Raw genomic sequence first — 24407 nt, 5'->3', positions numbered from 1 at the left:
TTATTATATGACACCAAACGAGATAGGTTTCAGTTTTTTAATGATCGGCGTATTTCTACTGGCAGGTAAGTTCATAAGGACACGAACAAAATGGCTGCAGAATCTCTTTTTACCAAGCTCGATCATCGGAGGTTTTTTGGCCCTGGCTCTTGGACCGGACGCTCTTGGACGCTTCACCTCTCAGTTTTTAAATGAGTCGTCAATTTTTTACAACGGACTGATTCCAGAGTTTATACTGGAAGTATGGCGGCCTTTGTCCGGGCTGTTCATCAATGTTATTTTTGCAGCGCTGCTTTTGGCTAAACCTGTTCCAAGTCTTAAGAAAATCTGGAACAACTCGGGGCCTCAAATCGTGATGGGGCACACTGTCGCCTGGGGACAATACGTAGTTGGGCTACTGTTGACACTGGTTGTCCTGACGCCGGTTTTTAATATGGATCCACTGACCGGTGCTTTGATCGAGATCGCCTTTGTCGGTGGTCACGGAACTGCCGCTGGTTTGTCAGGTACTTTTGCGACGCTCGGATTCGCAGAAGGAGCTGATCTTGCTTTAGGATTAGCGACGATGGGTATTTTCGGCGGTGTCATTTCTGGAATAGCGATTATCAATATAGGATTTCGCAGGGGATATGCAAAACCGCAGGAGGAAAGACCCCAGTTTACTGAAAAAGAAAGAGAAAAGATAACAGAATCTTATGGTTATGAGATCGAACAGGAAGTAAAGCAGCCTAAAGCCATCGAACCGCTGGCTTTTCATCTATCCTTGATTGCTGTCGCGATTTTATTCGGATATATTTTCCAGCAGGCCTTGATCATACTTGAAGCCTATACGTGGGGAGCCTGGACAGGAGTCTACCTTTTTACCTACTTACCACTTTTCCCGCTTGCCATGATCGGAGGAATCGTTGTGCAGATGATTTTTGGCAAATTAAATTTACGGAATTACATCGATCCGAATTTAGTCAGCATGATATCTGGCTTTGCGCTTGATATTTTACTGGTGTCTGCGCTGGCTACTTTATCGCTCGACGTTATCGGAGACAATATTATTCCGTTCCTGCTGATCTCTCTGGTGGGGATCCTTTGGAATTTATTTGCTTTCTTATACCTTGGTCCTCGAATGATACCTGACCACTGGTTCGAAAGAGGTCTGGGTGACTTTGGTCAGGCAACAGGTATGGCGGCAACGGGCTTGCTCCTGATGAAAATAGCAGACCCGGATAACAAAACACCGGCTTTGGAAGGGTTTGGCTACAAGCAAATCATGTTTGAACCTTTCGTTGGAGGAGGACTTGTCACATCAGCGTCACTTCCACTGATATATCAGTTTGGTCCAGTGACATTCCTGGTCATTACTACTGTGGTGACCTTAGCCTTTCTGATTTTTGGATTAGTTAAATTTAGACCTCAGAAATAACAGCTATAATCAATTAAAAAAGTGGAAGTATCCATCTTGAATAACAGTGCCCAAGATAAGCAAAATCCCGCTGATGAAAAAAGAAACGGGTTTATCAGTGGATAAGTGGATTATTACGATCAACCCGGTATCAAGGCACTTTAAATCTATTTCAATCTATTGAATGACGGCTTTACAGTAAAAAGTTATGATACAAATAAAAACACCAAGATAGAAAAATCCCAGTGTTTCATTTAGTCAAAGAGTTTCGATCCCACACATGATAAAGGGGAGCAAAGGTTTGATAAACTCTCCGGCAGTTTCATTCCCATCAGAATCTTTCCAGTCCAGACTGATCCCCCGCACAGTGAAAGTCAGCCAATTGGCCAGTTTATCCAGCAAACTTTGTTCAGTTAAGGGATTGGTCTCAATGAGCTTTGTTCTAAAGATATTAACTAATTCAAGCTTTATGATCGCATCGATTGCGTCTTTTTCTTCTTGTCCTGAAATGCTTGGCACTGAAGTCTCAAAACGAGTCAAAGACAGAAAAACCGTTTCAATGGTTTGTTCAATAGACATGCTTGTTTTCTGTTTGTCACAGCCTAAATTCAAATGCAGTTTCTCTTCAACTACTTTTTCCAATAAGTCATACTTATCAAGAAAGTGGTTGTAGAAGGTGGCACGATTGATCATTGCTTCTGTGGTGATATCTTTTACGGATATTTCCGAAAATGATTTAGTCTGGAAAATATTGATAAATGCCTCGGTGATTAATTTCCGTGTGCGCAATACACGTGGGTCTGTCTTTGTCTGCATGATATCCATCTGCCTCCGTAAAAAGGATAAGTAAATCAACGATAATAATAAAGTGTAACTTAAACAACACTTTTACTATACTGTTGGTTTCAGTTTTAGTCAAGATGCACTATAATAAACAAAGTAGAAAACTTACTAAAAGTTAGTTTAAAAGAATATAGTTTACAGGAGGAGTTTTATTATGGTAAATATTGGAATCATTATAGGTAGTACACGGGATGCACGTGTGAGCAGACAAGTAGCGGAATATATTTTAGAAAAATCTAAAGATGTTGAAACTGCGGAGTTTGAAATCGTAGATATCAAAGAATATGACTTACCGTTATTTAACGAAACAGTGCCACCGGCAATGGCAAATAAAAGTTATGAAAATTCCGAGCAGTCACGCTGGTCTAAAAAAGTCGATGAACTTGATGGCTTTATCTTTATTACACCTGAATACAACAATACTATTACACCCTCTTTAAAGAACGCTTTTGATTATCTGGGGTCAGAATGGGGAAATAAAGCAGCCGGGATCGTCACTTATGGCTCCACGCTAGGCATTGCCGCGCAGTTAAGCTTGCGTCATATTTTATCCAATTTCAATGTGGCAACAGTAGGACCAGCTGGTGCCTTCAGCTTATTTACCGATTTTGAAGAGATGGCGACATTCCGTCCATCAGATGTTCACAATCCAACGATTCAAGCCTTGCTTGAAACAACAGCTGCCTGGAGTAATGCGCTGAAATCTGTACGTGCGTAACAAGCAATTTAAAAAAGAGTAAAAGACTGAACAGAGCTTTACTGTTCGGTCTTTTTTAATGACAAATAAAAAGTAAAATCCGAAAGATTCATACCAGCAGTTGCATAAAAAAAGCATTTTCAAAACCAACGTGATACAATTAATTTAATGAATAGAGCAGTCAGATCATTTGGGAGGATGAATATGAAAACAATATCAATAGTGATTCCCATATACAATGAAGCAGAAGTCCTGCCTCAGCTGATTCGCCGTTTGGATGATATGAGCAAAACGCTGTCTGATTATAACTTTGAATTTTTATTTATCAACGATGGCAGTGTCGATATGTCGCTTGAAAGAATCAAAGATTTGTGCAAAAAAGATGCGAGAGTTGCTTATGTGGATTTATCCAGAAATTTTGGAAAAGAAGTGGCCATGCTGGCGGGGTTTGATCATGCCAAAGGGGATGCGGTGATTGTAATCGACGGCGATCTGCAGCAGCCACCTGAAATGATTTCTCAAATGGTTAAATGGTGGGAAGAGGGCTATGATGATGTGTATGCTGTACGTTTGGATAATGAAGGAGAAGGCACAGTAAAAAAATGGTTCTCCGATATGTACTATAAAATTGTTCAAAAGATGACCAGTGAAAAAATTTATCCCGCTGCTGGCGACTTTCGTCTACTTGATAAAAAATGTGTGAACGCACTGCGTGAATTACGGGAAAGCGCCCGTTATACAAAAGGGATGTATGGATGGATCGGTTTTAAAAAGAAAGAATTGACTTATATTGCGGATAAACGTGCAGCGGGGACGACAAAGTGGAAATTCACAAAGTTGTTTACACTTGCCATGGACGGTATTACCTCTTATAGTACGATACCGCTTAAAATCTGGTCTTACATTGGTTTCATCATATCCTTTTTCTCGTTTTTATTTTTGATCATCGAAGTGGCTAAAACACTTCTATGGGGGACTGACGCAGCAGGTTATCCAACCTTATTAGCGGGTATCTTATTTCTGGGAGGCATTCAGCTTATTTCTCTGGGAGTGATTGGAGAATATTTAGGCCGCGTGTTTATTGAGACAAAGAATCGTCCACCTTATTTTGTTAAAGAAAAATCCAAACATAGCGGACAACACAGTATTGACAAACACAGTGAGGTTCATTGAAATGAAAAAGCTGTACATCGAACATCAGGAAAAAATAGCCTACCTGATTGTAGGAGGACTAACGACCCTGGTTAACTTCGGCGTGTTTTATCTTTTAAATACTGTTTTTTCATTCTCATATTTAATAGCCAACGCCGTATCGATCCTTGCTGCCATTTTATTTGCCTTTCTATTGAATAAAATGTACGTATTTAAATCAGTTACCGCGACGGTTAAAGCCGTCGTTCGAGAATTTATTTTATTTACCGGCTTTCGTTTAGGATCGGGTCTCTTTGACATGTTAAGTATGTGGGTATTAGTCGGATTGGCTGATTTAAACACTAGTGTTGCTAAAGTATTGACAGGACTGATCATCATAATCATCAATTATGTGTTAAGTAAATTTATAGTGTTTAGAAAGAGTGAACCGTATGAGAGCGAATGAAAAACTGACAGTTGATGAAAAGCTTATTTCTACACGAACGTATCTAGTTTATACAGGACTTTTTCTAGTTATGACAGGCTTGATTTATAGTTATTTTATCTATACACAGACTTCTTTCATTTGGGAAAATGACGGGTTCACACAGCACTATCAATTATTTTTAGATTACATCACTAAAATCAGAACGTGGGTGAGCGAAGGCACGGTGACTTTATGGGACTGGCATATCGGTTTGGGTGCCGACGTTCTTTATTCTTACGGTTACTATGTCATTGGTGATCCTTTTGTCTATCTGGGCTTGCTTTTTCCGAGTCATTTGATGGAACTGGGCTATCATCTGCTTATTCTGCTCCGAATCTGGGCGATCGGTATCAGTTTTCTTTTTTTTCTTGGAAGTCAGAGAATCTCACACCATGCTGGTTTAGCTGCCGCTATTGCGTATGCCTTTACACATTTTGTTATTTTCAATGTCACCCGTCATCCTTTCTTTTTACTGCCGTTGATTTGGTACCCGCTTTTATGCTTAGGTATTGAAAGACTTTTAAAAAATAAGTCCAGCGGTTTATTTATCCTGGCTGTCATGATCAGTGCGTTAAGTAACTTTTATTTCTTTTATAAATTGACTCTGCTGGCTTTTCTCTATGCCCTGATCAGATTTTTTTATCTTAATCCTGACTGGAAGTGGAAAACTTTATTCAAGATATTTTTGAAGACGACATATGCTTACATCGTTGGATTATTGATGTCTGCAGTGCTTTTTTTGCCGATGGTTTATGGCTTTCTGAACTCTTCCCGTCAAGCAGGCGGCGTAGCGTTCAATCCTTATTTTTACACGGTGGAGTATTATATATCATTAATTATACATACACTGACACCCGGCAGTTACTTTTGGGTGATTGGCGGCTTTCCGATTTTGTCACTTTTCGGTATGGTTTTTATTTGGAAGAAACGACGTTACGGTTATATTCGCTGGATGGCTATAATCTTGCTGGTCATTTTAATGATTCCGTTTTTGGGATCGGTGATGAATGGTCTCTCAGGCCCGTATAACCGCTTTACATTTGTTCTTCCATTTATTTTCTCACTTGCACTGGCTTATTTTATAGATGCCAGGAAAGACTTAACAACAGTTGACTTAAAAAGAATGAAACGATTGCTGATCAGTTTTACAGGTCTATCTTTTTTTGGATATTTTCTGTTTGATGAAAAAAATGCTTTTTATATGTTTTTTCCTCTTGTTATAGGCTGGGGTTTATGGTTTTATTTTAAACGGCCCCTGCAAAAAAGGCTATCCTATAAAAAGGAAAGCTGGCTGGTCATTATCCTTGTTATGTTGAATATGACAGGAAATGCCGTCTACTATTATTCACCACTGGGAATGAATGCCATGTCAGGAAACCTCGACTATGGTGAAGCAGAAAAGCGGTATGGCGATGTTTTAGGAGGTAAGGAAGAATATTTACAGGAAATAAGTAACGAGCCTTATCGTGTAGGGGTTACTTCAAAAGACAATCACGTGAAAAATCAGTTTTTATACTTGAACCTGATGGGAGTTAATTCTTACTTGTCGCTGACGAATGGCTCTGTGGCAGATTTCGCCAGGGCTATCGAAACGGGTGGTTTTCAAATCATTCAGCCTTTAAGGAATGGCATAGACGACCGGCGTATAGCTAATCACCTCTTAGGTGTGAAGTCCATCATTACCCACGCGGATAATGAACCTTACCTTCCTTTTGGTTACGTTATAAATCAAACGATCAATGACGACGAAAATGAACGATTTATATTAGCGGAAACACAAGATGCTTATCCTTTTGCCTATACTATTGATCACGCACTTTCTGATACAGAGTTCATGAAAATGAATGCCGTAAAAAGAGAAGCGGTTTTGTCTAAAAATGTTGTACTAAAAGACGCTGTCCACGAAGAGCTTTCCCTTGATAAAGCGTCTGATGAACCATCAGTAAAAGAGCTGGCGTTTGATATATTCAGCAGTGAAGGGAATCCTGTTGCGTTATCTAAAGACACGTTCCGTGTAGACGAAGCAGATCAAAGGTTCACACTTCGTTTAAAAAATCCGAAGGCACTTTATGAAGCGGAACTATATCTTCGCTTTTCGGGTCTGGATTACCAACCTTTATCGCCAAGGCCCTTTCTCCGTCAATCGACACATTACCGTCTGACCGTTGATGATGGACGAAAAGCAAAAAGCATTTATCAGTCTGACAAAACCAGTTTCAGTTCCTACTTTCACCGTGAACACATGCTGTTTAATATGGGGGACGTTTCAGAAGAAGAACCAGTAAGTGAAATCCAGGTTTCAGTAGATCAGCCGGGGGTGTACCAGTTACAGGATATCACTATCTATGCCTTACCAGTAAATAAAGAAGTGGATGCACGACTCGCTGCTGAGAAAAGGGCGCACGCACTTGATATAGAATCCTTTGCAGATGACCAAGTGGAAGGATCTGTGACGGTGGACGAGAATGAAATATTAGTTACTTCTATTCCTTATTCAAAAGGTTGGACTGCAAGTGTCAATGGGAACGATCAAGATGTCTTGAAAGTAAACAAAGGGTTTGTAGGATTGACACTGGATGAAGGAGAAAACAGCATTCGGCTGACATATGACACTCCTTATCTGAAACAGGGCATGGTCCTTTCGTTAATCGGGGTGGCATTGGCCATTTTTCTCCGTATAAAGCCGTTGAAAAAACACAAGTGATGGCTGGATAACGACTTTAGCGGGGGTATCTTTTTAAGCTAAGGAGTTATGTCGATAACAGATGTTACTTATGAAGGAAACACATTTGCTTCATAAGTTTTGTTGAATTGGGAGAAACTACTGAAGAAAATATGTTTGCTTAAGAAGTTTCTCATAGATTGGGAGTAACTTCTGAAGAAAACATACTAGTTTAAGAAGTTTAACTTTGAAAAGGGTTACTGCTTAAGGTAAACTTTCTAAGGTATTTAAGCTGTGATGTGACATATGATATAACATATTAACCAAAGAAAGGAGCGGTTGAATGATACATTTCCAAAAAAATAATCTCACTGTCTTTCAAAGTGCGCTGTTTCAAACAACGTCAGCTGTTATTATAGGCGAAGAATCCATTATCTTAACAGATCCGACGTGGCTGCCTCATGAAATCAATGAAATAAAAGAGTATATAGACGAAGTCAAAAAGAATCGTCAGCTTTACATTATCTACACGCACAGTGACTTCGACCACATCATAGGTTCAGGTGCTTTTTCTAATGCGACAGTAATTGCTTCAAAAAACTTTCAGTTGAATTCAAATAAACAGGAAATTTTAAATGAAGTGGCTGCCTTTGATCAGGAATACTATATTGAACGTGACTATGACGTAACTTATCCCACTGTTGATAGAGTGATCAACGCTGATGGAGAAAGTATTAATTTAACTAGTATGACTTTGACTTTTTTTAATGCGCCAGGCCATACAGCAGATGGATTATTCATACTTGTTGAACCTTTTGGGATATTTCTCTCAGGCGACTATCTGTCTGATGTCGAATTTCCTTTTATCACAAGCAGTTTCAAAGATTACGAAACTACCCTTAGTAGGGCCGAATGGATATTAGACAATTACACAGTAAATGTCCACGTGCCGGGACATGGAAGTGTAACCGATAGAAAAGATGAAATGCGCAACCGCATTTCTTTTTCCAAAGATTACTTGAAAAGATTAAAAAAACATGACCAAACATTGGAAAGAGACTTGAGAAAAAAGTATCAATTTTTTGAAGGGATGAAGGATAACCACTATCAGAACTACAAGTATTTGGACGAATGAATAAGGGCTATTTGTTTAAAATACTAAAGTTTATGAACCCGTAAAATTTTTAATAAAAAGAAAACGCCTCATTGAATTAGAAAATACAACTGGTCCAGTGAGGCTTTTTCAGTAGATGCTCTATTTGGATGAAAATGAATTAGATCTCTTTAACATATTCCAGAATGTCTCCAGGCTGACAATCCAGTGCCTCACAAATCGCTTCCAAAGTTGAAAAGCGAACAGCGACGGCTTTTCCGGTTTTCAGCTTGGATAAATTAACGTTGGAAATACCAACTTTATCGGCTAAATCCTTGAGCATGATTTTTCTATCCGCCATGACTCGATCAAGTCTTACAACGATAGGCATTTAAATCGTCCTTTCTTTAAACTGTATCGTCAGCAAACTGCTGCAAGTTGATGGCGTAATTGAAAATTTCAGCTGCTGCATATAAAATGAGACCAATCAAGAAAGAAGCCCCCACGCCTACGATGTAATAGTAACCACTTTCCATCATGATAGTCACCAGCAGAGAGTATATGAGTGGAAAAAGAATATCCGAAACGATGAGAATCAGGCCTAATTTTTTAACTGATTGGGAAAAGGCTACAGAAAAAGGAGAGTGTCCGTCAGCCAGATATTTAAATAACTGACTGCCTTTCCATAAAACATAGCAGTTAACAATAACAATTAAGGGAACAACGAATGATGCAGCCTGCTTGAGGGGAAACAACTCGTTAGTTGTAGCTCCCCTTATACCGTTTAGTATCGTAAAATCCGGACTGGGGAAATTAAACCATACGTCCCTTGAGGTAAAGAAGTAAGAAAAGAACAGGGTTGCTACAGATAAGCCAAACCAAATAGCTGCAATTTTCAAAATGACTGAAGTAAAGCGACTGACTTTTTTAAACTGGTTAATATTCATATGAATCACTCCTGTTTATTTATTTAAATTAAGTATACGTGTAATTTATATAAAAAACAATAATTTATTATCGTTTATCGATAATTTAAAAAGATATTTATAAGTCAATATATTGAACGATTTATATTATCGAATTACTTTGGCAAATACGTGCCCTTTTGGAAGTAAACTCTCGAGTAAAAGTCACGCAAATGTTAAATACGTGCCCTTTTAGAAGTAAACTCTCGAGTAAAAGTCACGCAAACGTCAAATAAGTGCTCTTTTAGAAGTAAACTCTCGAGTAAAGGTCACGCAAACATCAAATGCGTGCCCTTTTGAGAGCTATCCCAACATAAAAGGTAACGCAAACGTCAAATACGTGCCCTTTTGGAAGTAGATCTCGAGAAAAGGTAACGCAAACGTCAAATGCGTGCCCTTTTGAGAGCTATCCCAACATAAAAGGTCACGCAAACGTCAAATGCGTGCCCTTTTAGAAGTAATCATCCAAGTAAAGGTCAGGCAAACGCCAAATGCGTGCCTTTTAGTAAGCTATCACCCTGGAAAAGGTCACGCAAGCGCCAGATACGTGCCCTTTTAGAAGTAACTACCCTACAATAGGTCACGCAAACGCCAAACGCGTGTCTGCAAGCACAAAATCGAACCGAATAAGGCACCCAATCACTAAACGCAGACAAAGATTTAATAATGAAAGTTAGCGCCATGCGCTAACTTCTAATCAAAGAAAATCAGAATACACATATGTACACATACTAGATAACTGAGTTTTAAAAATCAGAATTGAAATGTGCTATACTTGGGTCAGGATATCGGCCTAATTTACTGATAAGGTTATTCAATAACTGCAGCATTTATAGAGGAGGAATGTATGAAAGATAAAACGACAAAGTGGTTGATCATCGGGGTAATAATCAGTGTGGTAGTGATGATTGTCGGATTTGTACTTTGGACTAATCTTGATCCAGTTCAAGACGTTGAGAGCCTTTCCCCAAAAGAGCTGAGAAATATTCAGAAAGACAGAGCTATTCACTACCCATTGGGGAGTCTTCTCTTGAATATAGGATTTGTAGGTTTTACTTTCACGCTGCTGACACTTGTAATCAGACAACTTCTTTCTTTCTTTAAGAAAAAATAATAGAGTGTCCCATTTTGCAAAACAGAAGTTATTGGGTATCATTAGATTATAAGAGAGTAAAGTGGAGGGATGGAAATGTTCAATACGTATGAAAAGATATTTACAGTGAAAGAATCTGAAACAGCAGAAGCAGTGGGTTCTGGAAGTGTGCCTGTTTTATCTACGCCTCATATGATCGCATACATGGAAAACACAGCAATGGATTTGATCTCAGAAGAACTGAATGAAACAGATACATCAGTGGGTGTTTTAATCAACGTTAATCATTTAGCCCCAACTGCCGTCAATAAAGTCGTATCTGTTGAAGCTAAGCAAACAGATAAAAGCGGTAAAGAATACACCTATGAAATCAAAGCCTACGTTGATGAAAAGCTTATAGGCAAAGCAACACATAAAAGAATGATTGTTGATAAAGAAGAATTCATGAAAAAGTAAAGTAAAACAATAAAGAATGACAAACATAAATAGATCTGAATCAAACACGCGTGAAGAAAAGGAACGACTCGTCATAAAGTTAAAGTAAAAAGAAATAGAAAAGGTCGACTGAATAATGAAAACGTTTCAATACGAGGTGCGCTAAAGTTGTTTTCAATAAAGGAGTGAAGCGAATGGAACAGACGGTCTACACAAATTATTGGCAGAACCGGTTAACCGGCGTAAAGAAGGAACATGGAAGTTATAAAAGTGAAGAGGAAGCAGTAAACGGAATCAAGGCTTGGTGGGAACTGCATAAAGAAGACTATCCCGATGCTGAATATAACCGGACCAATACAGGAGCCCTGGAAATCATTTACAATGATGACCATTACTTTTACCGTGTAGAAAAACGCAAAACAGATAAACCGTTGCCTAAATCAAACGTCAAATTACGAAATAAAAATGAAGTGAGATCGATCAGAGAAAAATATGATCTGCATGAAGAAGCTTATTTATATGAAGAACTTGCTGAACCTTACCGTGACAGATTAATGCTGGCGATGAACGATGGACAGAAACTACTGCAGTACACCTTTGACTCCGAGGGTCGCCCTATAAGAAAATTAACTGATAAGTAAATGAAAAAACTTCGGAATGAAAAATTTCCGGAGTTTTTTCATCAGAAGATCCAATTATTAAAACTATACTCATCATAATGGTATACTTAAAATACTTAATTAATATCTAAAATCATTACATGATCAAGTAGAAAAATTCAACAAACTAATGAGAAGGATGATCAAAGATGGGAAGCAACTATCAGCGCTTTATGCATGCATTCAATGAATTACACAATGTCATTGCAAAAAAAGTAAACCGTGATCCCGATACCAATTTTGGTGAATTAATGGGTGCCGCTGCAAAAAAAAGAGATAAAGTCATAGAAAAATATGTAGACGAGATCGACTTTTACCGGGAACTGAGAAATTTACTGACACATAATACAATAAACGGGGATGAGGCAGCTGCAGAACCCAGTAATTCTTTGATAAAAGAAATAAAAATGGTCACCGAAAAAATAAAATACAGCAAGCGAGCAAAAGATCTGTTCTTAAAAAAGGTGCGCACCTTTGATATAAACGATCCACTGGAAGATGTACTAGATGTGATCAATCAAGTCCGCTACACTCAATTTCCAGTGTTTGACGGCAATCAGCTGGAAGGAATACTATCTTCGATCGGTGTGACCAAATACCTGGCAAAGGCAATGGATAAAGATCTCAATGCCATAAAAAAAGCGACAGTCAGACAAATACTGGAAGTGGAAGACGAACAGGAATTTTATGAAACGATTTCTGAAGATACATCCGTATTTGACATCGAAGAAATATTTTCGAAACGCATCAAAGAAGGGCGAACGACTTATGTCCTGCTTGTCGCAAAGGGAGAGAAAATAAACAAGCGGACTGATCTTATTGGGATCATCACACCGTGGGATCTGCCAAAAATCATAGCCAACAAATAAACGAAACAAACATAAACAAGCAATGCGTACGATTCGGCCCATTTAGTCAAGTGACTGGAGTGGGCTGACTTATACACCAATGTGAGAGGAGGATCCGGTATGTTTACTGACCGGCGATTAACCGAAGCCTATAAAAAAGCTGAAACCGTGTATTTTGATGACAATTCCCGTATCGTATTTATGAGTGATGCGCACCGTGGAGACGGAAGTTTATCTGATGAATTTTTAAAGAACCGAAATATATTTGTTCATGCTTTGAATGAATACTATGAGAATAACTACACCTTTATTGAAGTCGGCGATGGAGAAGAATTTTTAGAATACTCCAATTTTGAACATATAAAAAATGCCCATACAGATGTCTACGCTCTCATCAAGAAGTTCTTTGACAAGGACCGTTACATACGGATTTTTGGGAACCACGATATTTATCTTCAGAATCAGAGGTTCGTAAAAAAGAATTTCAGTATAAACTATGATAAATACACAGAAGAATATTTTGATTTTCTTAAGGGATTGAAACCTAAAGAAGCAATTATTCTCAAACATCGCTATACAAGTCAAGAGCTATTCACTATTCATGGCCATCAGGGAGATGCGCCGAATGACCAGTTCTGGTTTTTCACGATGCTGTCCATAAAATTTTTCTGGCGTTTCTTTCATCGCTTTGGAATAAAAAATCCGGCCAGTCCGTCTAAAAACATCAATAGACGTCATAAAATCGAACGCAACTATAGTAAGTGGATCGTTAAGCATCAGCGGCCGTTATTATGCGGGCACACCCATCGGTTCAAATTTCCAAAAAATAAATCGATCCCTTATTTCAATACCGGCTGCGGTGTCTATCCAGCAAGTATCACGGCCATTGAGCTGGCAGAGGGAATGATACGACTGGTACGCTGGAAAACATATGTCAATGACACGGGACTATTGTACATCAAGAGAGAAACAATGAGAGGACCCGAACCGATCGAAGCCTTTGACACAAGAAAGCCGCAAAAGGTTGTGGAATACCTCGCTTTGCGTAAAAAACAGCAATCGAAAGAAAAACGCGAAGAACGTGCTGCATTTAGAGAAGAGAAAATGAGTCAAGATAAAATCAATGGAGAACACTGATGACAGTGATAATAGATAATAACTGTTCTTTCATCTGATCTAAAAAACACGAGCCAACTGCAGAAAGACTTCCCTGAGCCTGAAATTTTTAAAAAGGCATAAAGGAGTCTTTTTCTGTTTTATAAATATTTCTGAATATTAGAAAGCTACTTAGAAAGCTACTGAATAAAAAAGTGAATCTCTCCTTTGTATTATCCAATATATTTGATATAGTTAGAAGATATAAATGCTTCCAACAAGGAGGGAATGGAATTGCAACAGAAGGAACACTATGGATTAAGTACCGCGGTATCTATGATCGTGGGGATAAGCATTGGATCAGGTATATTTTTTAAATCCGATGACATTTTAAAATCTACAGGTGGAAGTGTATGGCTGGGCGTTCTGGTTTTTGCGATCGGTGCATTTTGTGTCATATTCGGCAGCATTACACTGTCCCAGCTGGCTAGTCGGTCGACAAAACAAGGGGGAGTTATTTCCTACTATGAAGAATTTGTTTCTTCCCGTTTTGCAAGTGCCTTTGGCTGGTTTCAGATGCTGGTTTATTTTCCAACGATAACAGCTGTAGTTAGTTGGGTTTCAGGAATATATACGATTTCTCTTTTGAATCTACCCTCAGCGCTGGAACTTCAGACGCTCTTAGGCTTTTTATACTTAAGTTTTTTCTTTTTGATGAATTATTTATCATATAAATTAGGCGGAGCGTTTCAAAACCTTACCACAGTTGTAAAAATGATCCCACTGCTGGGCGTCGCTCTGATCGGGTTATTTTGGACTAAAGAGGTGCCGTCTTTACCACAGGATGTTGTAGTGGTTGAATCAAGTGTGGTCGGCTGGGGCTTATTGGCGGCACTGGCACCCATCGCTTTTTCGTTTGACGGATGGATCGTTTCGACCTCTATCACGCAGGAAGTGAAAAACCATCGTAAAACAATGCCAATTGCTTTGACGATCGGACCTTTACTCGTTTTGAGCGTGTATCTGGCCTTTTTCCTTGGTATGATAGCGGTAGTTGGAACAGAATACATATTGTCTGCCGGAGATCAGGCAATCAGTCAGGTCGGTAACTCTGTTCTTGGCGCCAGTGGTGAAAAAATATTATTCGTTTTCGTGTTGATTGCTATTTTAGGAGTCGTTAATGGTGTGTCACTTGGTTTCATACGTTTGCCACAAACCTTGGCTTCTAAGCACATGGTCCCTTTTAGTGATAAGATAATAAAAATTAATGATAAAAGGGGGTTATCTCCTTATTCAGCATTAACGGCGTATCTGATCACTGTTTTTTGGCTGATCATCCACTTTTTAACACAAAAATTCAATATTCTGGCTGGAGGGGACATTAGTGAAATAGCCATTGTTTTCAGTTATGTGGCTTATATTATCCTGTATGTTAAAGTGATCGGGCTTAAAAGAACGGGACATATTAAGAGTACATTCCTAGGGACGGTTGCTCCGATTCTAGGTATAATAGGTTCGATCATTATTCTGCTTGGAGGGGTGATTTCTAACCCTCTTTATAGTCCAGTGTTCCTGTTGTTTTCCGGTAGTGTCTGTCTGATGGGCTACCTTTATGGCGTTAGAAAGAAAACCATGAGGAGATGAGTTTGTGATAAAAAAAGAGTTCTGTGCAGAAAATTTTACACGAGTACCCGAAGCCATTGAATTGGGTGCTGATCGTATTGAATTGTGCGATGAGCTGGATGTGGGAGGGACCACCCCCTCGCTTGACATGATCAAAGAGACCGTTAGATATGCTCACCAGCATGGTGTTTCTGTTGTTGTTATGATAAGACCCCGCGGCGGCTCCTTTGTATATGATCAAGCAGAAAAAGAACAAATGTTAAAAGAGGCAAAACAGGCCATTGAACTGAATGCGGATGGTATCGTCTTTGGCTGTCTCACAGAAGAGGGAGCTATTGACAGACCGATTACTGAAAAACTGATCGCAATTGCCGGATCAAAAGAAAGTGTCTTCCATATGGCTTTTGATTTTATTCCTGCTGAAAAACAGATGCAGGAGCTGGACTGGCTGATCGAAAAGGGGTGTACACGGATTTTAACTCGTGGAGGAAAATCAGGCACAGCTCTGGAAAACAAAAAGCAGATCAATGCACTGATCGAAAAGGCTCAGTCCCAGATCGAACTGTTACCTGGCGGAGGAATCACTCATGAAGATCTGAACGAAATAAAAGCAGAAATTAAAGCGAACCAGTTTCATGGAACCAAAATCCTTCCGTTTCCTGATAACTTGAAATAAAAGTATTGACAGACAACATGCTAGTCTGTTAACCTTCTTATCAATAAGCATAATTGAATATAAATGATATGTGTTGACAAGATAAGTACAGATTAGAACGTTATCCTAGAGAGCTTCTGTTTGGTGAAAGGAAGCATAACGGACGATTTGGAAAATGGTCTTTGAGCTGAAATGGTGAGTGGATGTTTCATAAGCTATTTCCGGTTGCACCCGATACAGTGCCACGGTATGCAAAAGTTTTAAACTTTTAAGTACTGGCAGAGGTTGTTTTGTAATAAAACAACGAATAAAGGTGGAACCGCGCTAAATTTAACCGATTAGACGCCCTTTTTGAGTCATATGACTTGAAAAGGGCTTTTTTTATATATAAAAGGAGTGATCAGTATGATTGTTTTAGAAGGGATCAAAAAAACCTATGAGAATAAAAAAGGACGTTTTGAAGCACTTAAAACGATTGACTTAACGATTAAAAAAGGAGAAATATTTGGTTTTGTAGGGTATTCAGGAGCAGGAAAAAGTACTTTGCTCAGATTGATCAATGGTCTTGAACTACCCTCACAGGGGACGGTAACAATCGACAACAAGGAATTATCGGATTTGAGCAAGCGAGCGATCCGAAAAGAACGTCAATCTATCGGCATGATTTTTCAGCACTTTAATCTTTTATGGAGCCGTACAGTTTTAGAAAATATCATGTTCCCACTGGAAATAGCTAATGTAACTAAAGAAAAGCGAATAAAAAAAGCAAAAGAACTGATCGAACTGGTCGGCTTAAGCGATAAAGAAAATGCTTATCCCTCTCAACTCAGCGGTGGAGAAAAACAACGGGTCGGAATAGCCCGAGCTTTGGCAAATGATCCGAAAGTGCTTTTAAGCGACGAAGCAACGAGTGCGCTGGACCCGCAAACGACAGATGAAGTCCTTAAACTTCTCGAAAAAATCAATAAAGAATTGAATGTCACGATTATTCTGATTACGCATGAAATGGAAGTTGTCAGAAAAATATGTCATCGGGTCGCTGTCATGGATTCGGGTGAAATCGTAGAAGAAGGACCTGTTTTAGACGTTTTCAAACAGCCCAAGCACATGGTGACCAAACGGTTTGTAAAACAGGACAGAAAAATGGATAAAAAGGAAATGCAGGAAGCAATGGAGGAACTGCAAGTATTATATCCAGAAGGAGATATGGTGCAGATCTTGTTTCAAGGATCCAGCGTCAACTTACCGATCATTACAGAAGTAAGTCGAGAGACAGGAGTGGATATCAATATCATTCAAGGAAGTATTCAATCCACTCACGAAGTATCTGTTGGAACACTCGTCGTTCAAGTTTTAGGGGCGCGGGAGAAGCGGCAGAAAGCGTTGGAATTATTCAGAAGTTACCCAGTGGAAGTGGAGGTGCTTTTAAATGCCAAGTAAATTACCAGTACTGGGGAGCGTTTTTTCCGATTATTTCGATTTTTCTACTGTTTCCTGGATCAAAGTGTGGGAAGCAACCAAGGAAACTCTTTATATGACGAGTCTATCAGTAGCGTCTGTCTTTTTCCTAGGACTGCTGCTCGGTCTACTTCTTTATGAAACACAAAAAAATGACTCAGTCGGAGCTCTTATTTTGTACAAGGTCGTTGCTTTTTTAGTTAATATTTTCCGTTCGATCCCTTTTATCATTCTCATTGTTTTGTTGATACCTTTTACTAAAACGTTGCTGGGAAAAATCACTGGACCCGAAGCCGGGCTGCCCGCCCTCATTTTTTCTGCGGCTCCTTTTTACGCTCGGCTCGTCGAGTCAGGGTTCAGAGAAGTCGATAGAGGGGTGGTTGAAGCAGCTGAATCGATGGGTGCTTCAAAATGGGAGGTCATAACAAAAGTCTACATTCCAGAAAGTCTTCCGAATATCATTTCGGGGATTACCGTCACTGCTATTTCACTGGTCGGTTATACAGCAATGGCCGGGGTCATTGGCGCAGGCGGCTTGGGAAATTTAGCATACCTTGAGGGATTTCAGCGTAGTCGACCTGCCGTTACACTGATATCTACAGTTATCATCCTTATCATCGTATTTACCATTCAATTTATTGGCGATACAGGAGTTAGAAAAATAGATAAACGTTAAATACAATTAAAAGGAGTAGAAGAAATGAAAAAGATCAAAGGACTATTTATGTTAGGCAGTACGTTACTTTTAGCTGCTTGTGGAAATGGTGCAGATGAGTCTCAGGACTCACAAACGCTGACTATTGGCGCTTCCAATGTCCCGCATGCTGAAATCCTGGAATTTGTAAAGCCGCTGCTTGAAGAAGAAGGGATAAACCTTGAAATCGAAACGTATAATGATTATGTGATCCCCAATATGGCTCTGGCTGACGGAGATTTAGATGCGAATTATTTTCAGCATATTCCATATTTTGAAACGCAGGTGGCAGAAAACGACTACGCATTCACTAATGCAGGAGGTATTCACCTGGAACCTTTAGGAGCTTATTCCAAACGTCACAGTGATTTAAGTGAACTTGAAGAAGGCGCCACTATCTTTGCAAGCAACAGTGTCTCCGACCACGGACGTGTGCTGAGTATCTTGTCAGAGGCAGAACTGATCAAAGTAGATGAAACAGTCGATTTAAAAGACGCAGGTTTTGATGATATCGTCGAAAATGAATTGAATCTCCAGTTCGAATATGAATATGATCCGGCACTCCTGCCAACACTTTTTTCCGAAGATGAAGGAGACGTTTTCTTTATAAACTCAAACTTTGCTGTAGATAATGGTTTAAATCCAGTAGAAGACTCTATTGCACTGGAGAGTTCTTCTTCGCCTTATGCGAATATCGTGGCCGTTCGCTCTGAAGATAAAGAAAATGAAAAGATCAAAAAACTGATTGAACTGTTACACTCAGAAGAAACACAGAACTTTATAATGGAAAAGTGGGACGGAGCCGTTATACCTGTCGATGGATAAAATGTTCACAAGCGGTAGCGTTTAAACAGAATGATTTTTATATTATCCATTACCTGGCAAGTAAAAAAGCAAGTCGAAATCTAGTGACTGACTTCACTATTAAAATAAGGTTAAAAAATAAAAAACAATGTAAAGTAAATGATTTAATCAATAAAAGAAGCCTAATTTAATAGGCTTTTTTTCTGTTTTGGAAAGGATAAACATTAAAATATGATAAAAAGTGAAAGCGTTATCAGTTCTTTATTGACAACGCTTTCCCAAACGTATAAAGTATGGGTGTAAACATGAATAGTTATTCACGTGAATGTCTATTCACTATTTTAGAAAAAATAAATTCACAAAGGAGCCGATTCTAATGACAGATTTATTGAAAGGGAAAGTAGCCGTAGTAACAGGTGGAGCAAGGGGACTTGGAGGAGCAATGTGTCAGCTTTTTTCCGATGAAGGCGCAGAAGTCATCGCTCTGGATATGGGCGACATGACCTATGAAAAAACTAATGTCACTTATATGCCTTTAAATGTCACAGACAAACAAGAGTCTAAAGAGGTCTTTGATCACATCATAGAGAAGTTCGGAAAAATTGATATTCTGGTCAACAATGCCGGCATTACAAAAGATGCATTAACCCGAAAAATGTCCGATGACCAGTGGGACGCAGTGATAGATGTTAACTTGAATGGCGTCTTTAATCTGACTCGTTATGTTGGACCGCACATGGCAGAACAGGGCAGGGGTTCGATCATCAATATTTCTTCAGTTGTAGGCACATACGGGAATATAGGCCAGGCAAACTACGCAGCGACTAAAGGCGCGGTCGTTTCACTGGCAAAAACATGGGCTAAAGAATTTGCTATGAAAGGAGCAGATGTAAGGGTCAATACAATCGCACCTGGATACACCATGACTGACATATTAAAGACTGTTCCTGATGATCTTCTCGATAAATTTGCGAAAATGACTATGCTCAACCGTTTAGGGCAGCCTGAAGAAATTGCAAACGCTGCTTTGTTCCTTGCAAGTGACATGTCCTCTTACATAACGGGACAGCTGATCAGTGTCGATGGAGGAATGAGACTATAATGAAAAATTATGAAGTCAAAACGATCGATGTGAGTACAGGGGAAACACTCGCTTACAGAACAACAGAAACACCCGGGCCGATCGTTCTTTTACTCCATGGCAATATGAGCTCTTCGGTTCATTTTCAGCCATTAATGGAAAGGCTTGAAAAAAATTACAATGTTTTTGCTCTGGATCTTGTTGGCTTCGGCGACAGCACGTATAACCGTACGCTGAACACCCTCAGAGATTTCAGCGAGGATGTGCAGTCATTTATTACAACGCTGGAGTTATCTGATTTAACGGTTATTGGCTGGTCTACAGGAGGAGGCATCGCCCTAGAGGCAGCAGCGGCTTTACCGGACAGGATCCGGCAAGTTTTCCTACTTAATTCTGTTGGTCTGAAAGGTTTCAAAATGTACAAAAAAGGACCAGATTTCCAACCCATACTGTCAGAACGTATATATAAAAGAGAAGATATAGTCAAGGATCCTGTTCAAGTACTACCAGTTTTACAAGCTTATGAAACAGGCAATAAAGATCTGATAAAACAAATATGGAATTCCACGATCTACAATTTGAATCAGCCCGAAGAGGAAGATTATGCTCAGTTTATAGATGCTGTTATGAAACAGAGAAATTTAGTGGATGTAGATGTGGCGCTCACTCAATTCAATATTACGCATGAACATAATGGCGTTGTAGAAGGAAACGGCTTGATCGATCAGATCAAAGCACCGATCATCGTTATTCATGGGGAAAAAGACATGATCGTTCCTGTGGGTGAAGCCAAAGAAACCAAGAGATTATTTGGTGATCAGGCGGAACTTCATATTGTAAAAGAAGCCGGCCATTCGATCATAACAGATGACATTGAACAGCTCTCACGGCTGATCGAGAATGAATTGGAAAACTAAACAGGAGGAATAGAGATGGTAAATGTAGGTGTTGCAGGAATTGGAGTTTATCTTCCTGAAAAAACGATGACAGCAAAAGAGATTGCTGAGAAAACAGAAGGAAACTGGACTGAGGAAGCAGTAAGAGAAAAGCTGGGTATAGAAAAAATATTTGTAGCTGGAGAAAGTGAAGGGACTCAGGAAATGGGTGCCCTTGCAGCTTTGGACTTGATTGAAAAAAATGATATCGACCCTAAGGATATAGATGTTATTTTGTGTTTTGGCGAAGAATGGAAAGAGTATCCTCTGACTACATCTGCCATATACATCCAGGATCGTATTGGAGCCACCAATGCCTGGGGGATCGACGTTCAAAACAGATGCTGCACGACAGTAACAGCAATGAAGATGGCGAAGGACATGCTTATCGCTGATGATGACATCGATACGATCCTGATTGCAGGAGGCTACCGGAACGGCGACTTGATCGATTATAGCAATCCGTTGAATTCCATGATGTATAACTTGTCTGCCGGCGGCGGAGCTTTGCTTTTGAAGAAAAATCATAATAGAAATATCTTGCTGGGATCTCACATAATCAGTGACGGGTCACTTGCCAGAACCGCTGGAGTTGAAGTGGGCGGGACAGAAAATCCTTACACAAAGGATAATGTGGAAAACTCTCAGCGTACATTGACTCTCCTTGAACCAGTGAAAATGAAAGACAGATTAAATGAAGTATCTATGAACAACTGGATGAAATGTATCGATCGGGCTCTGGAAAAAAGTGATAAAACACGTGAAGATATAGATTATTTGAACATCCTGCATATGAAACGGTCAGGACATCATGCTATGTTGAAGGATCTGAATCTTACAGAAGACCAGTCGATATATCTGGAAAATTATGGTCATTTAGGTCAAATCGACCAGATCCTGTCACTTAAATTAGGACTGGAAGAAGGGAAAATCAAAGACGGTTCACTGATCTGCTCAATTGCTGCCGGAATCGGATACGTATGGGCAGCGGATATCATTAAATGGGGGGAAACAGATGGCTAACTTTATAGGCGTCTTTTTAAGAAGTCTGGAATACGGAAGTTTTTATGCCTTGTCTGCCTTGAGTATCATTCTGGTTTACAAAACTTCTTATACCACTAACTTCGCTCAGGCAACTTTAGGCATGTTCAACACGTTCTTAGTCGCAACGCTTGTTGTCCGTCAAGGATGGAGCTTGTATGCAGCGATTCCTATAGGCATACTGAGTGCCATAGTCTTAGGTATCCTCATCGACGTCATCATTATCAGACGCGCCACAAAGGCTGGAGCGGTCGGGAAGCAGATCATCACATTGGGACTCATTTCAGTTTTTCTAGGCTTGGCTCCCATTATCTTTGGTGTAGATAATCTATCTTTACCGCGACTGATATCTGCTGGAACATTGAGTATATTTGGAAACCCATTCTCATATAATGCACTCTTCAATATATTTTTCGGTCTGCTGATCATGATAACTATGTTTACAACGATACAGAAAACTAAAATAGGTCTGGCCATCCGAACGACTGCTTCTAATGAAACAACGGCACGTATCATGGGCGTTCCAACAAAAACAGTAACTATGGCTGCCTGGGCTATGGCCATTGTCTTGTCACTGATCAGTGGTCTGATGACAGCACCTTATTCGTCTGTATCTTTAACTTTTATGAATGATGTTCAGATCACTGCATTCCTGGCAACTGTTGTAGGCGGATTTGCAACCTTTCACGGGCCAGTCATTGCTGCTTACGGCATATCCATCTTGTTGAATGTCTTTCAAGTTTATATGCCTGAAGGTACGGTTTGGGGAAAACCGATCCTATATGCTGTGCTGCTGCTCATCATGTACTTTAAACCTTACGGCATATTTGGAAAACAGAGAGTAAAGAAGGTGTGATGATGATAAAAATAGTTAAAAACTCATATATTCAATTTATTCTATTAGGATTGGCCTTACTCACCTTGCCGTTCATTGCTGAAATGGGTGTGATCAGAAACAGTACCGTTACTGTTATAGGTACGACCATCATATACACGATTGCTGCATTAGGCTTGAACGTTCTGCTTGGTTTTTCAGGTTTGATATCGCTGGGAACAGCAGGGTTTATGGGACTAGCTGCCTATATATCCGCTTATGTCACTGAAACAATGAATCTTCCTTTTGAGGTCGCGGTCCTAGCTGCCATCATTATTCCAACTTTTCTTGGGATACTTGTAGGTATACTATCTTTGAAATTCGAAGGGATCTATCTTGGTATTGCGACTTTGGTCGTGGCTGAAATATTAAGGGAAATCTTCATCAATGTAACCGAATTTACAGGCGGTGCATCAGGGGCTTTGGCAAGTCGACCAGAACTTTTAGGTTTTTTCAAGCTAGACCGGATACAAACGTATTATCTTATTGTCATCGTTATGGTCATTATCTTCATGCTGATCCATAACTTGACAAAAGGACATATGGGACGGGCTCTGAATGCGATGCGAGGATCAGAAGCCGCAGCTCAGGCAATGGGGATCAATATCTTCAAATATCGCCTTATAGCATTTGGTATTGCCACTATATTGGCTTCAGTATCTGGAGTACTTTATGTACATTATGTCGGCTTATCGTATCCTACAACATGGAATCTCATGTTGTCTCTCGACTTCCTGGCTATTATCGTTGTCGGAGGGTTCAGATCGATTTTTGGAACCTTTATCGGAGCTTTTATCCTTTTCGCCATGAGTGAACTGTTCCTTAAACCGATACCGGCTTTGGCCAATATCGCACCACTTGTAAAAGGTATTCTGATCATTATCTTTATCCTTTATTATCCAAATGGTCTAGCCAATATCAAAAACCAGGTTTCACACTGGTGGCAGAGGCGGAAGGGTAAGAAAGACGAGTATGGACAGACAAAAGAGAAGAAGAAAAAATTGACACGAGCCGAGGTGAGAGAAAATGATACAGCCTGAGAAAAAAGATATTGCTTTGAAAGTGGAAAATGTTTCCATTGCCTTTGGAGGATTGAAAGCCGTAGACGATCTATCTTTTTCAATTAGAAGAAATGAAATTTATGGATTGATTGGACCAAATGGCGCTGGAAAAACAACGATTTTTAATTGCATCACTCAGTTTTACAAAGCGGACTCAGGTAGCGTGCACTTCATTCACTCCAATGGAAAAGAAACAAATTTGATGGATTTAGAAGTGCATAACGTGATCAAAGAAGGCATAGTCAGAACTTTTCAGAACGTTGAACTGATCAGAGAGTTGTCGATCATAGACAATGTTCTTGTCGGAGCCCATCATGTCATGCACCAACCCTTATTAGGTCAACTATTTAACCGGGGGAAGATCAGACGGGATGAAGAAGAGACACGCAAAAAAGCTGAAGGGATCTTGGAGTTCTTGGATATACTTCATTTGAAAAACTTCATTGCCGGTAGCCAGCCTTATGGTGTACAAAAGAAAGTGGAAATTGCACGGACATTGATGTCCAACCCCGATTTGATCATATTGGATGAACCGGCAGCTGGACTCAACGATACAGAGACAAAAGAACTCGCTGATAGAATCAAAAAAATAAAAGACGTGTATAACGCAACGATTCTGCTCGTAGAACACGATATGCGTCTGGTCATGGATATCTGTGATCATATTTGTGCCATTTCTTTTGGTGAAAAAATTGCAGAAGGGACACCGAAAGAAATTCAATCGAATCCGGAAGTCCAAAAAGCTTACCTTGGAGAGGAGGGGGAACTTGAGTAAAC

General features: G+C 39.7%; 25 protein-coding genes and 1 other annotated feature. Of the genes, 22 read left to right on the top strand and 3 right to left on the bottom strand.

Annotated elements, in window-relative coordinates; genetic code table 11:
* Positions 1-1417, top strand: a 1417-nt coding sequence (locus tag AKA01nite_RS05155) for a sodium/glutamate symporter (protein WP_246116994.1), incomplete at its 5' end; no start/stop codon positions are given.
* Between the two features lie 237 nt (positions 1418-1654).
* Here the strand turns inward: AKA01nite_RS05155 and AKA01nite_RS05150 are convergent.
* The gene (locus AKA01nite_RS05150; protein WP_186805105.1) at positions 1655-2212 is read right to left on the bottom strand and encodes a TetR family transcriptional regulator; all 558 of its coding nucleotides are present in this window, start codon (positions 2210-2212) and stop codon (positions 1655-1657) included.
* Between the two features lie 181 nt (positions 2213-2393).
* On the opposite strand from AKA01nite_RS05150, the gene AKA01nite_RS05145 reads away from it, so the two are divergent.
* From AKA01nite_RS05145 to AKA01nite_RS05125, 5 genes are all read left to right on the top strand, one after another.
* Positions 2394-2957 carry an NADPH-dependent FMN reductase gene (locus AKA01nite_RS05145; RefSeq protein WP_146924247.1) on the top strand — a complete coding sequence of 188 codons (564 nt, stop codon included), beginning with the start codon at positions 2394-2396 and terminating at the stop codon, positions 2955-2957.
* 183 nt (positions 2958-3140) lie between these two features.
* Entirely contained in the window at positions 3141-4109 is a 969-nt protein-coding gene (locus AKA01nite_RS05140) for a glycosyltransferase family 2 protein (protein WP_146924246.1), read from the top strand.
* Between the two features lies 1 nt (position 4110).
* Positions 4111-4533, top strand: coding sequence for a GtrA family protein (locus tag AKA01nite_RS05135; protein ID WP_186805104.1), 423 nt, complete (start codon positions 4111-4113; stop codon positions 4531-4533).
* Entirely contained in the window at positions 4520-7258 is a 2739-nt protein-coding gene (locus AKA01nite_RS05130; RefSeq protein WP_146924245.1) for a YfhO family protein, read from the top strand. The genes AKA01nite_RS05135 and AKA01nite_RS05130 overlap by 14 nt, the downstream gene beginning before the upstream one ends.
* Positions 7259-7559: 301 nt before the next feature.
* The gene (locus AKA01nite_RS05125; RefSeq protein WP_146924244.1) at positions 7560-8351 is read left to right on the top strand and encodes an MBL fold metallo-hydrolase; all 792 of its coding nucleotides are present in this window, start codon (positions 7560-7562) and stop codon (positions 8349-8351) included.
* 139 nt (positions 8352-8490) lie between these two features.
* On the opposite strand, the gene AKA01nite_RS05120 is transcribed toward AKA01nite_RS05125, so the two are convergent.
* Together AKA01nite_RS05120 and AKA01nite_RS05115 are read right to left on the bottom strand one after the other, a co-directional pair.
* The gene (locus AKA01nite_RS05120; RefSeq protein WP_146924243.1) at positions 8491-8700 is read right to left on the bottom strand and encodes a helix-turn-helix domain-containing protein; all 210 of its coding nucleotides are present in this window, start codon (positions 8698-8700) and stop codon (positions 8491-8493) included.
* A 16-nt stretch (positions 8701-8716) separates the two neighbouring features.
* On the bottom strand, positions 8717-9256 hold the full coding sequence (locus AKA01nite_RS05115) for a DUF2975 domain-containing protein (RefSeq protein WP_146924242.1): 540 nt from the start codon (positions 9254-9256) through the stop codon (positions 8717-8719).
* An 865-nt stretch (positions 9257-10121) separates the two neighbouring features.
* Here AKA01nite_RS05115 and AKA01nite_RS05110 point away from each other — a divergent pair.
* From AKA01nite_RS05110 to AKA01nite_RS05035, 16 genes are all read left to right on the top strand, one after another.
* Entirely contained in the window at positions 10122-10388 is a 267-nt protein-coding gene (locus AKA01nite_RS05110) for a hypothetical protein (RefSeq protein WP_146924241.1), read from the top strand.
* A 75-nt stretch (positions 10389-10463) separates the two neighbouring features.
* Positions 10464-10823, top strand: a complete 360-nt coding sequence (locus AKA01nite_RS05105) for a thioesterase family protein (protein WP_146924240.1) — start codon at positions 10464-10466, stop codon at positions 10821-10823.
* A 173-nt stretch (positions 10824-10996) separates the two neighbouring features.
* A complete protein-coding gene (locus tag AKA01nite_RS05100; protein WP_146924239.1) occupies positions 10997-11443 on the top strand; it encodes a hypothetical protein in 447 nt (148 codons plus the stop codon).
* A gap of 167 nt (positions 11444-11610) precedes the next feature.
* Positions 11611-12330 (top strand): CBS domain-containing protein, encoded by a 720-nt coding sequence (locus AKA01nite_RS05095; protein WP_146924238.1) that lies wholly within the window; start codon positions 11611-11613, stop codon positions 12328-12330.
* Positions 12331-12429: 99 nt separating this feature from the next.
* Entirely contained in the window at positions 12430-13446 is a 1017-nt protein-coding gene (locus AKA01nite_RS05090; protein WP_222592486.1) for a metallophosphoesterase family protein, read from the top strand.
* A gap of 252 nt (positions 13447-13698) precedes the next feature.
* The gene (locus tag AKA01nite_RS05085; RefSeq protein WP_186805103.1) at positions 13699-15048 is read left to right on the top strand and encodes an APC family permease; all 1350 of its coding nucleotides are present in this window, start codon (positions 13699-13701) and stop codon (positions 15046-15048) included.
* A 4-nt stretch (positions 15049-15052) separates the two neighbouring features.
* A complete protein-coding gene (locus AKA01nite_RS05080; protein WP_281282440.1) occupies positions 15053-15703 on the top strand; it encodes a copper homeostasis protein CutC in 651 nt (216 codons plus the stop codon).
* Positions 15704-15767: 64 nt separating this feature from the next.
* Positions 15768-16035: a binding site (T-box leader), on the top strand.
* A gap of 52 nt (positions 16036-16087) precedes the next feature.
* On the top strand, positions 16088-17122 hold the full coding sequence (locus tag AKA01nite_RS05075) for a methionine ABC transporter ATP-binding protein (RefSeq protein WP_146924236.1): 1035 nt from the start codon (positions 16088-16090) through the stop codon (positions 17120-17122).
* Positions 17112-17816: a methionine ABC transporter permease gene (locus AKA01nite_RS05070; protein WP_146924235.1), complete on the top strand. Its 705-nt coding sequence runs from the start codon at positions 17112-17114 to the stop codon at positions 17814-17816. The genes AKA01nite_RS05075 and AKA01nite_RS05070 overlap by 11 nt, the downstream gene beginning before the upstream one ends.
* A gap of 24 nt (positions 17817-17840) precedes the next feature.
* The gene (locus AKA01nite_RS05065) at positions 17841-18659 is read left to right on the top strand and encodes a MetQ/NlpA family ABC transporter substrate-binding protein (RefSeq protein WP_146924234.1); all 819 of its coding nucleotides are present in this window, start codon (positions 17841-17843) and stop codon (positions 18657-18659) included.
* A 355-nt stretch (positions 18660-19014) separates the two neighbouring features.
* On the top strand, positions 19015-19740 hold the full coding sequence (locus AKA01nite_RS05060) for an SDR family oxidoreductase (RefSeq protein ID WP_146924233.1): 726 nt from the start codon (positions 19015-19017) through the stop codon (positions 19738-19740).
* Positions 19740-20636, top strand: coding sequence for an intracellular short-chain-length polyhydroxyalkanoate depolymerase (gene phaZ, locus AKA01nite_RS05055; RefSeq protein ID WP_146924232.1), 897 nt, complete (start codon positions 19740-19742; stop codon positions 20634-20636). Before AKA01nite_RS05060 ends, phaZ begins: the two co-directional genes overlap by 1 nt.
* A gap of 15 nt (positions 20637-20651) precedes the next feature.
* A complete protein-coding gene (locus AKA01nite_RS05050) occupies positions 20652-21677 on the top strand; it encodes a 3-oxoacyl-ACP synthase (protein WP_146924231.1) in 1026 nt (341 codons plus the stop codon).
* Positions 21670-22551, top strand: coding sequence for a branched-chain amino acid ABC transporter permease (locus AKA01nite_RS05045; protein ID WP_146924230.1), 882 nt, complete (start codon positions 21670-21672; stop codon positions 22549-22551). The genes AKA01nite_RS05050 and AKA01nite_RS05045 overlap by 8 nt, the downstream gene beginning before the upstream one ends.
* A 2-nt stretch (positions 22552-22553) precedes the next feature.
* Positions 22554-23609: a branched-chain amino acid ABC transporter permease gene (locus AKA01nite_RS05040; protein ID WP_186805102.1), complete on the top strand. Its 1056-nt coding sequence runs from the start codon at positions 22554-22556 to the stop codon at positions 23607-23609.
* Entirely contained in the window at positions 23596-24405 is an 810-nt protein-coding gene (locus AKA01nite_RS05035; RefSeq protein ID WP_146924228.1) for an ABC transporter ATP-binding protein, read from the top strand. The genes AKA01nite_RS05040 and AKA01nite_RS05035 overlap by 14 nt, the downstream gene beginning before the upstream one ends.
* The last annotated feature ends 2 nt before the right edge of the window (positions 24406-24407 follow it).

Origin of the sequence: Alkalibacterium kapii (assembly GCF_007988865.1) — a bacterium.
Taxonomy (GTDB): Bacteria; Bacillota; Bacilli; order Lactobacillales; family Carnobacteriaceae_A; genus Alkalibacterium; species Alkalibacterium kapii.
This window is presented reverse-complemented; position numbering and strand designations above follow the sequence as displayed.

Coding starts and splice junctions, on each gene's coding strand:
- AKA01nite_RS05105 (WP_146924240.1), top strand. CDS start 10,464: ATGTTCAATACGTATGAAAAGATATTTACAGTGAAAGAATCTGAAACA.
- AKA01nite_RS05145 (WP_146924247.1), top strand. CDS start 2,394: ATGGTAAATATTGGAATCATTATAGGTAGTACACGGGATGCACGTGTG.
- AKA01nite_RS05125 (WP_146924244.1), top strand. CDS start 7,560: ATGATACATTTCCAAAAAAATAATCTCACTGTCTTTCAAAGTGCGCTG.
- AKA01nite_RS05100 (WP_146924239.1), top strand. CDS start 10,997: ATGGAACAGACGGTCTACACAAATTATTGGCAGAACCGGTTAACCGGC.
- AKA01nite_RS05095 (WP_146924238.1), top strand. CDS start 11,611: ATGGGAAGCAACTATCAGCGCTTTATGCATGCATTCAATGAATTACAC.
- AKA01nite_RS05075 (WP_146924236.1), top strand. CDS start 16,088: ATGATTGTTTTAGAAGGGATCAAAAAAACCTATGAGAATAAAAAAGGA.
- AKA01nite_RS05070 (WP_146924235.1), top strand. CDS start 17,112: ATGCCAAGTAAATTACCAGTACTGGGGAGCGTTTTTTCCGATTATTTC.
- AKA01nite_RS05090 (WP_222592486.1), top strand. CDS start 12,430: ATGTTTACTGACCGGCGATTAACCGAAGCCTATAAAAAAGCTGAAACC.
- phaZ (WP_146924232.1), top strand. CDS start 19,740: ATGAAAAATTATGAAGTCAAAACGATCGATGTGAGTACAGGGGAAACA.
- AKA01nite_RS05150 (WP_186805105.1), bottom strand. CDS start 2,212: ATGCAGACAAAGACAGACCCACGTGTATTGCGCACACGGAAATTAATC.
- AKA01nite_RS05035 (WP_146924228.1), top strand. CDS start 23,596: ATGATACAGCCTGAGAAAAAAGATATTGCTTTGAAAGTGGAAAATGTT.
- AKA01nite_RS05040 (WP_186805102.1), top strand. CDS start 22,554: ATGATAAAAATAGTTAAAAACTCATATATTCAATTTATTCTATTAGGA.
- AKA01nite_RS05135 (WP_186805104.1), top strand. CDS start 4,111: ATGAAAAAGCTGTACATCGAACATCAGGAAAAAATAGCCTACCTGATT.
- AKA01nite_RS05120 (WP_146924243.1), bottom strand. CDS start 8,700: ATGCCTATCGTTGTAAGACTTGATCGAGTCATGGCGGATAGAAAAATC.
- AKA01nite_RS05130 (WP_146924245.1), top strand. CDS start 4,520: ATGAGAGCGAATGAAAAACTGACAGTTGATGAAAAGCTTATTTCTACA.
- AKA01nite_RS05060 (WP_146924233.1), top strand. CDS start 19,015: ATGACAGATTTATTGAAAGGGAAAGTAGCCGTAGTAACAGGTGGAGCA.
- AKA01nite_RS05065 (WP_146924234.1), top strand. CDS start 17,841: ATGAAAAAGATCAAAGGACTATTTATGTTAGGCAGTACGTTACTTTTA.
- AKA01nite_RS05050 (WP_146924231.1), top strand. CDS start 20,652: ATGGTAAATGTAGGTGTTGCAGGAATTGGAGTTTATCTTCCTGAAAAA.
- AKA01nite_RS05045 (WP_146924230.1), top strand. CDS start 21,670: ATGGCTAACTTTATAGGCGTCTTTTTAAGAAGTCTGGAATACGGAAGT.
- AKA01nite_RS05115 (WP_146924242.1), bottom strand. CDS start 9,256: ATGAATATTAACCAGTTTAAAAAAGTCAGTCGCTTTACTTCAGTCATT.
- AKA01nite_RS05140 (WP_146924246.1), top strand. CDS start 3,141: ATGAAAACAATATCAATAGTGATTCCCATATACAATGAAGCAGAAGTC.
- AKA01nite_RS05110 (WP_146924241.1), top strand. CDS start 10,122: ATGAAAGATAAAACGACAAAGTGGTTGATCATCGGGGTAATAATCAGT.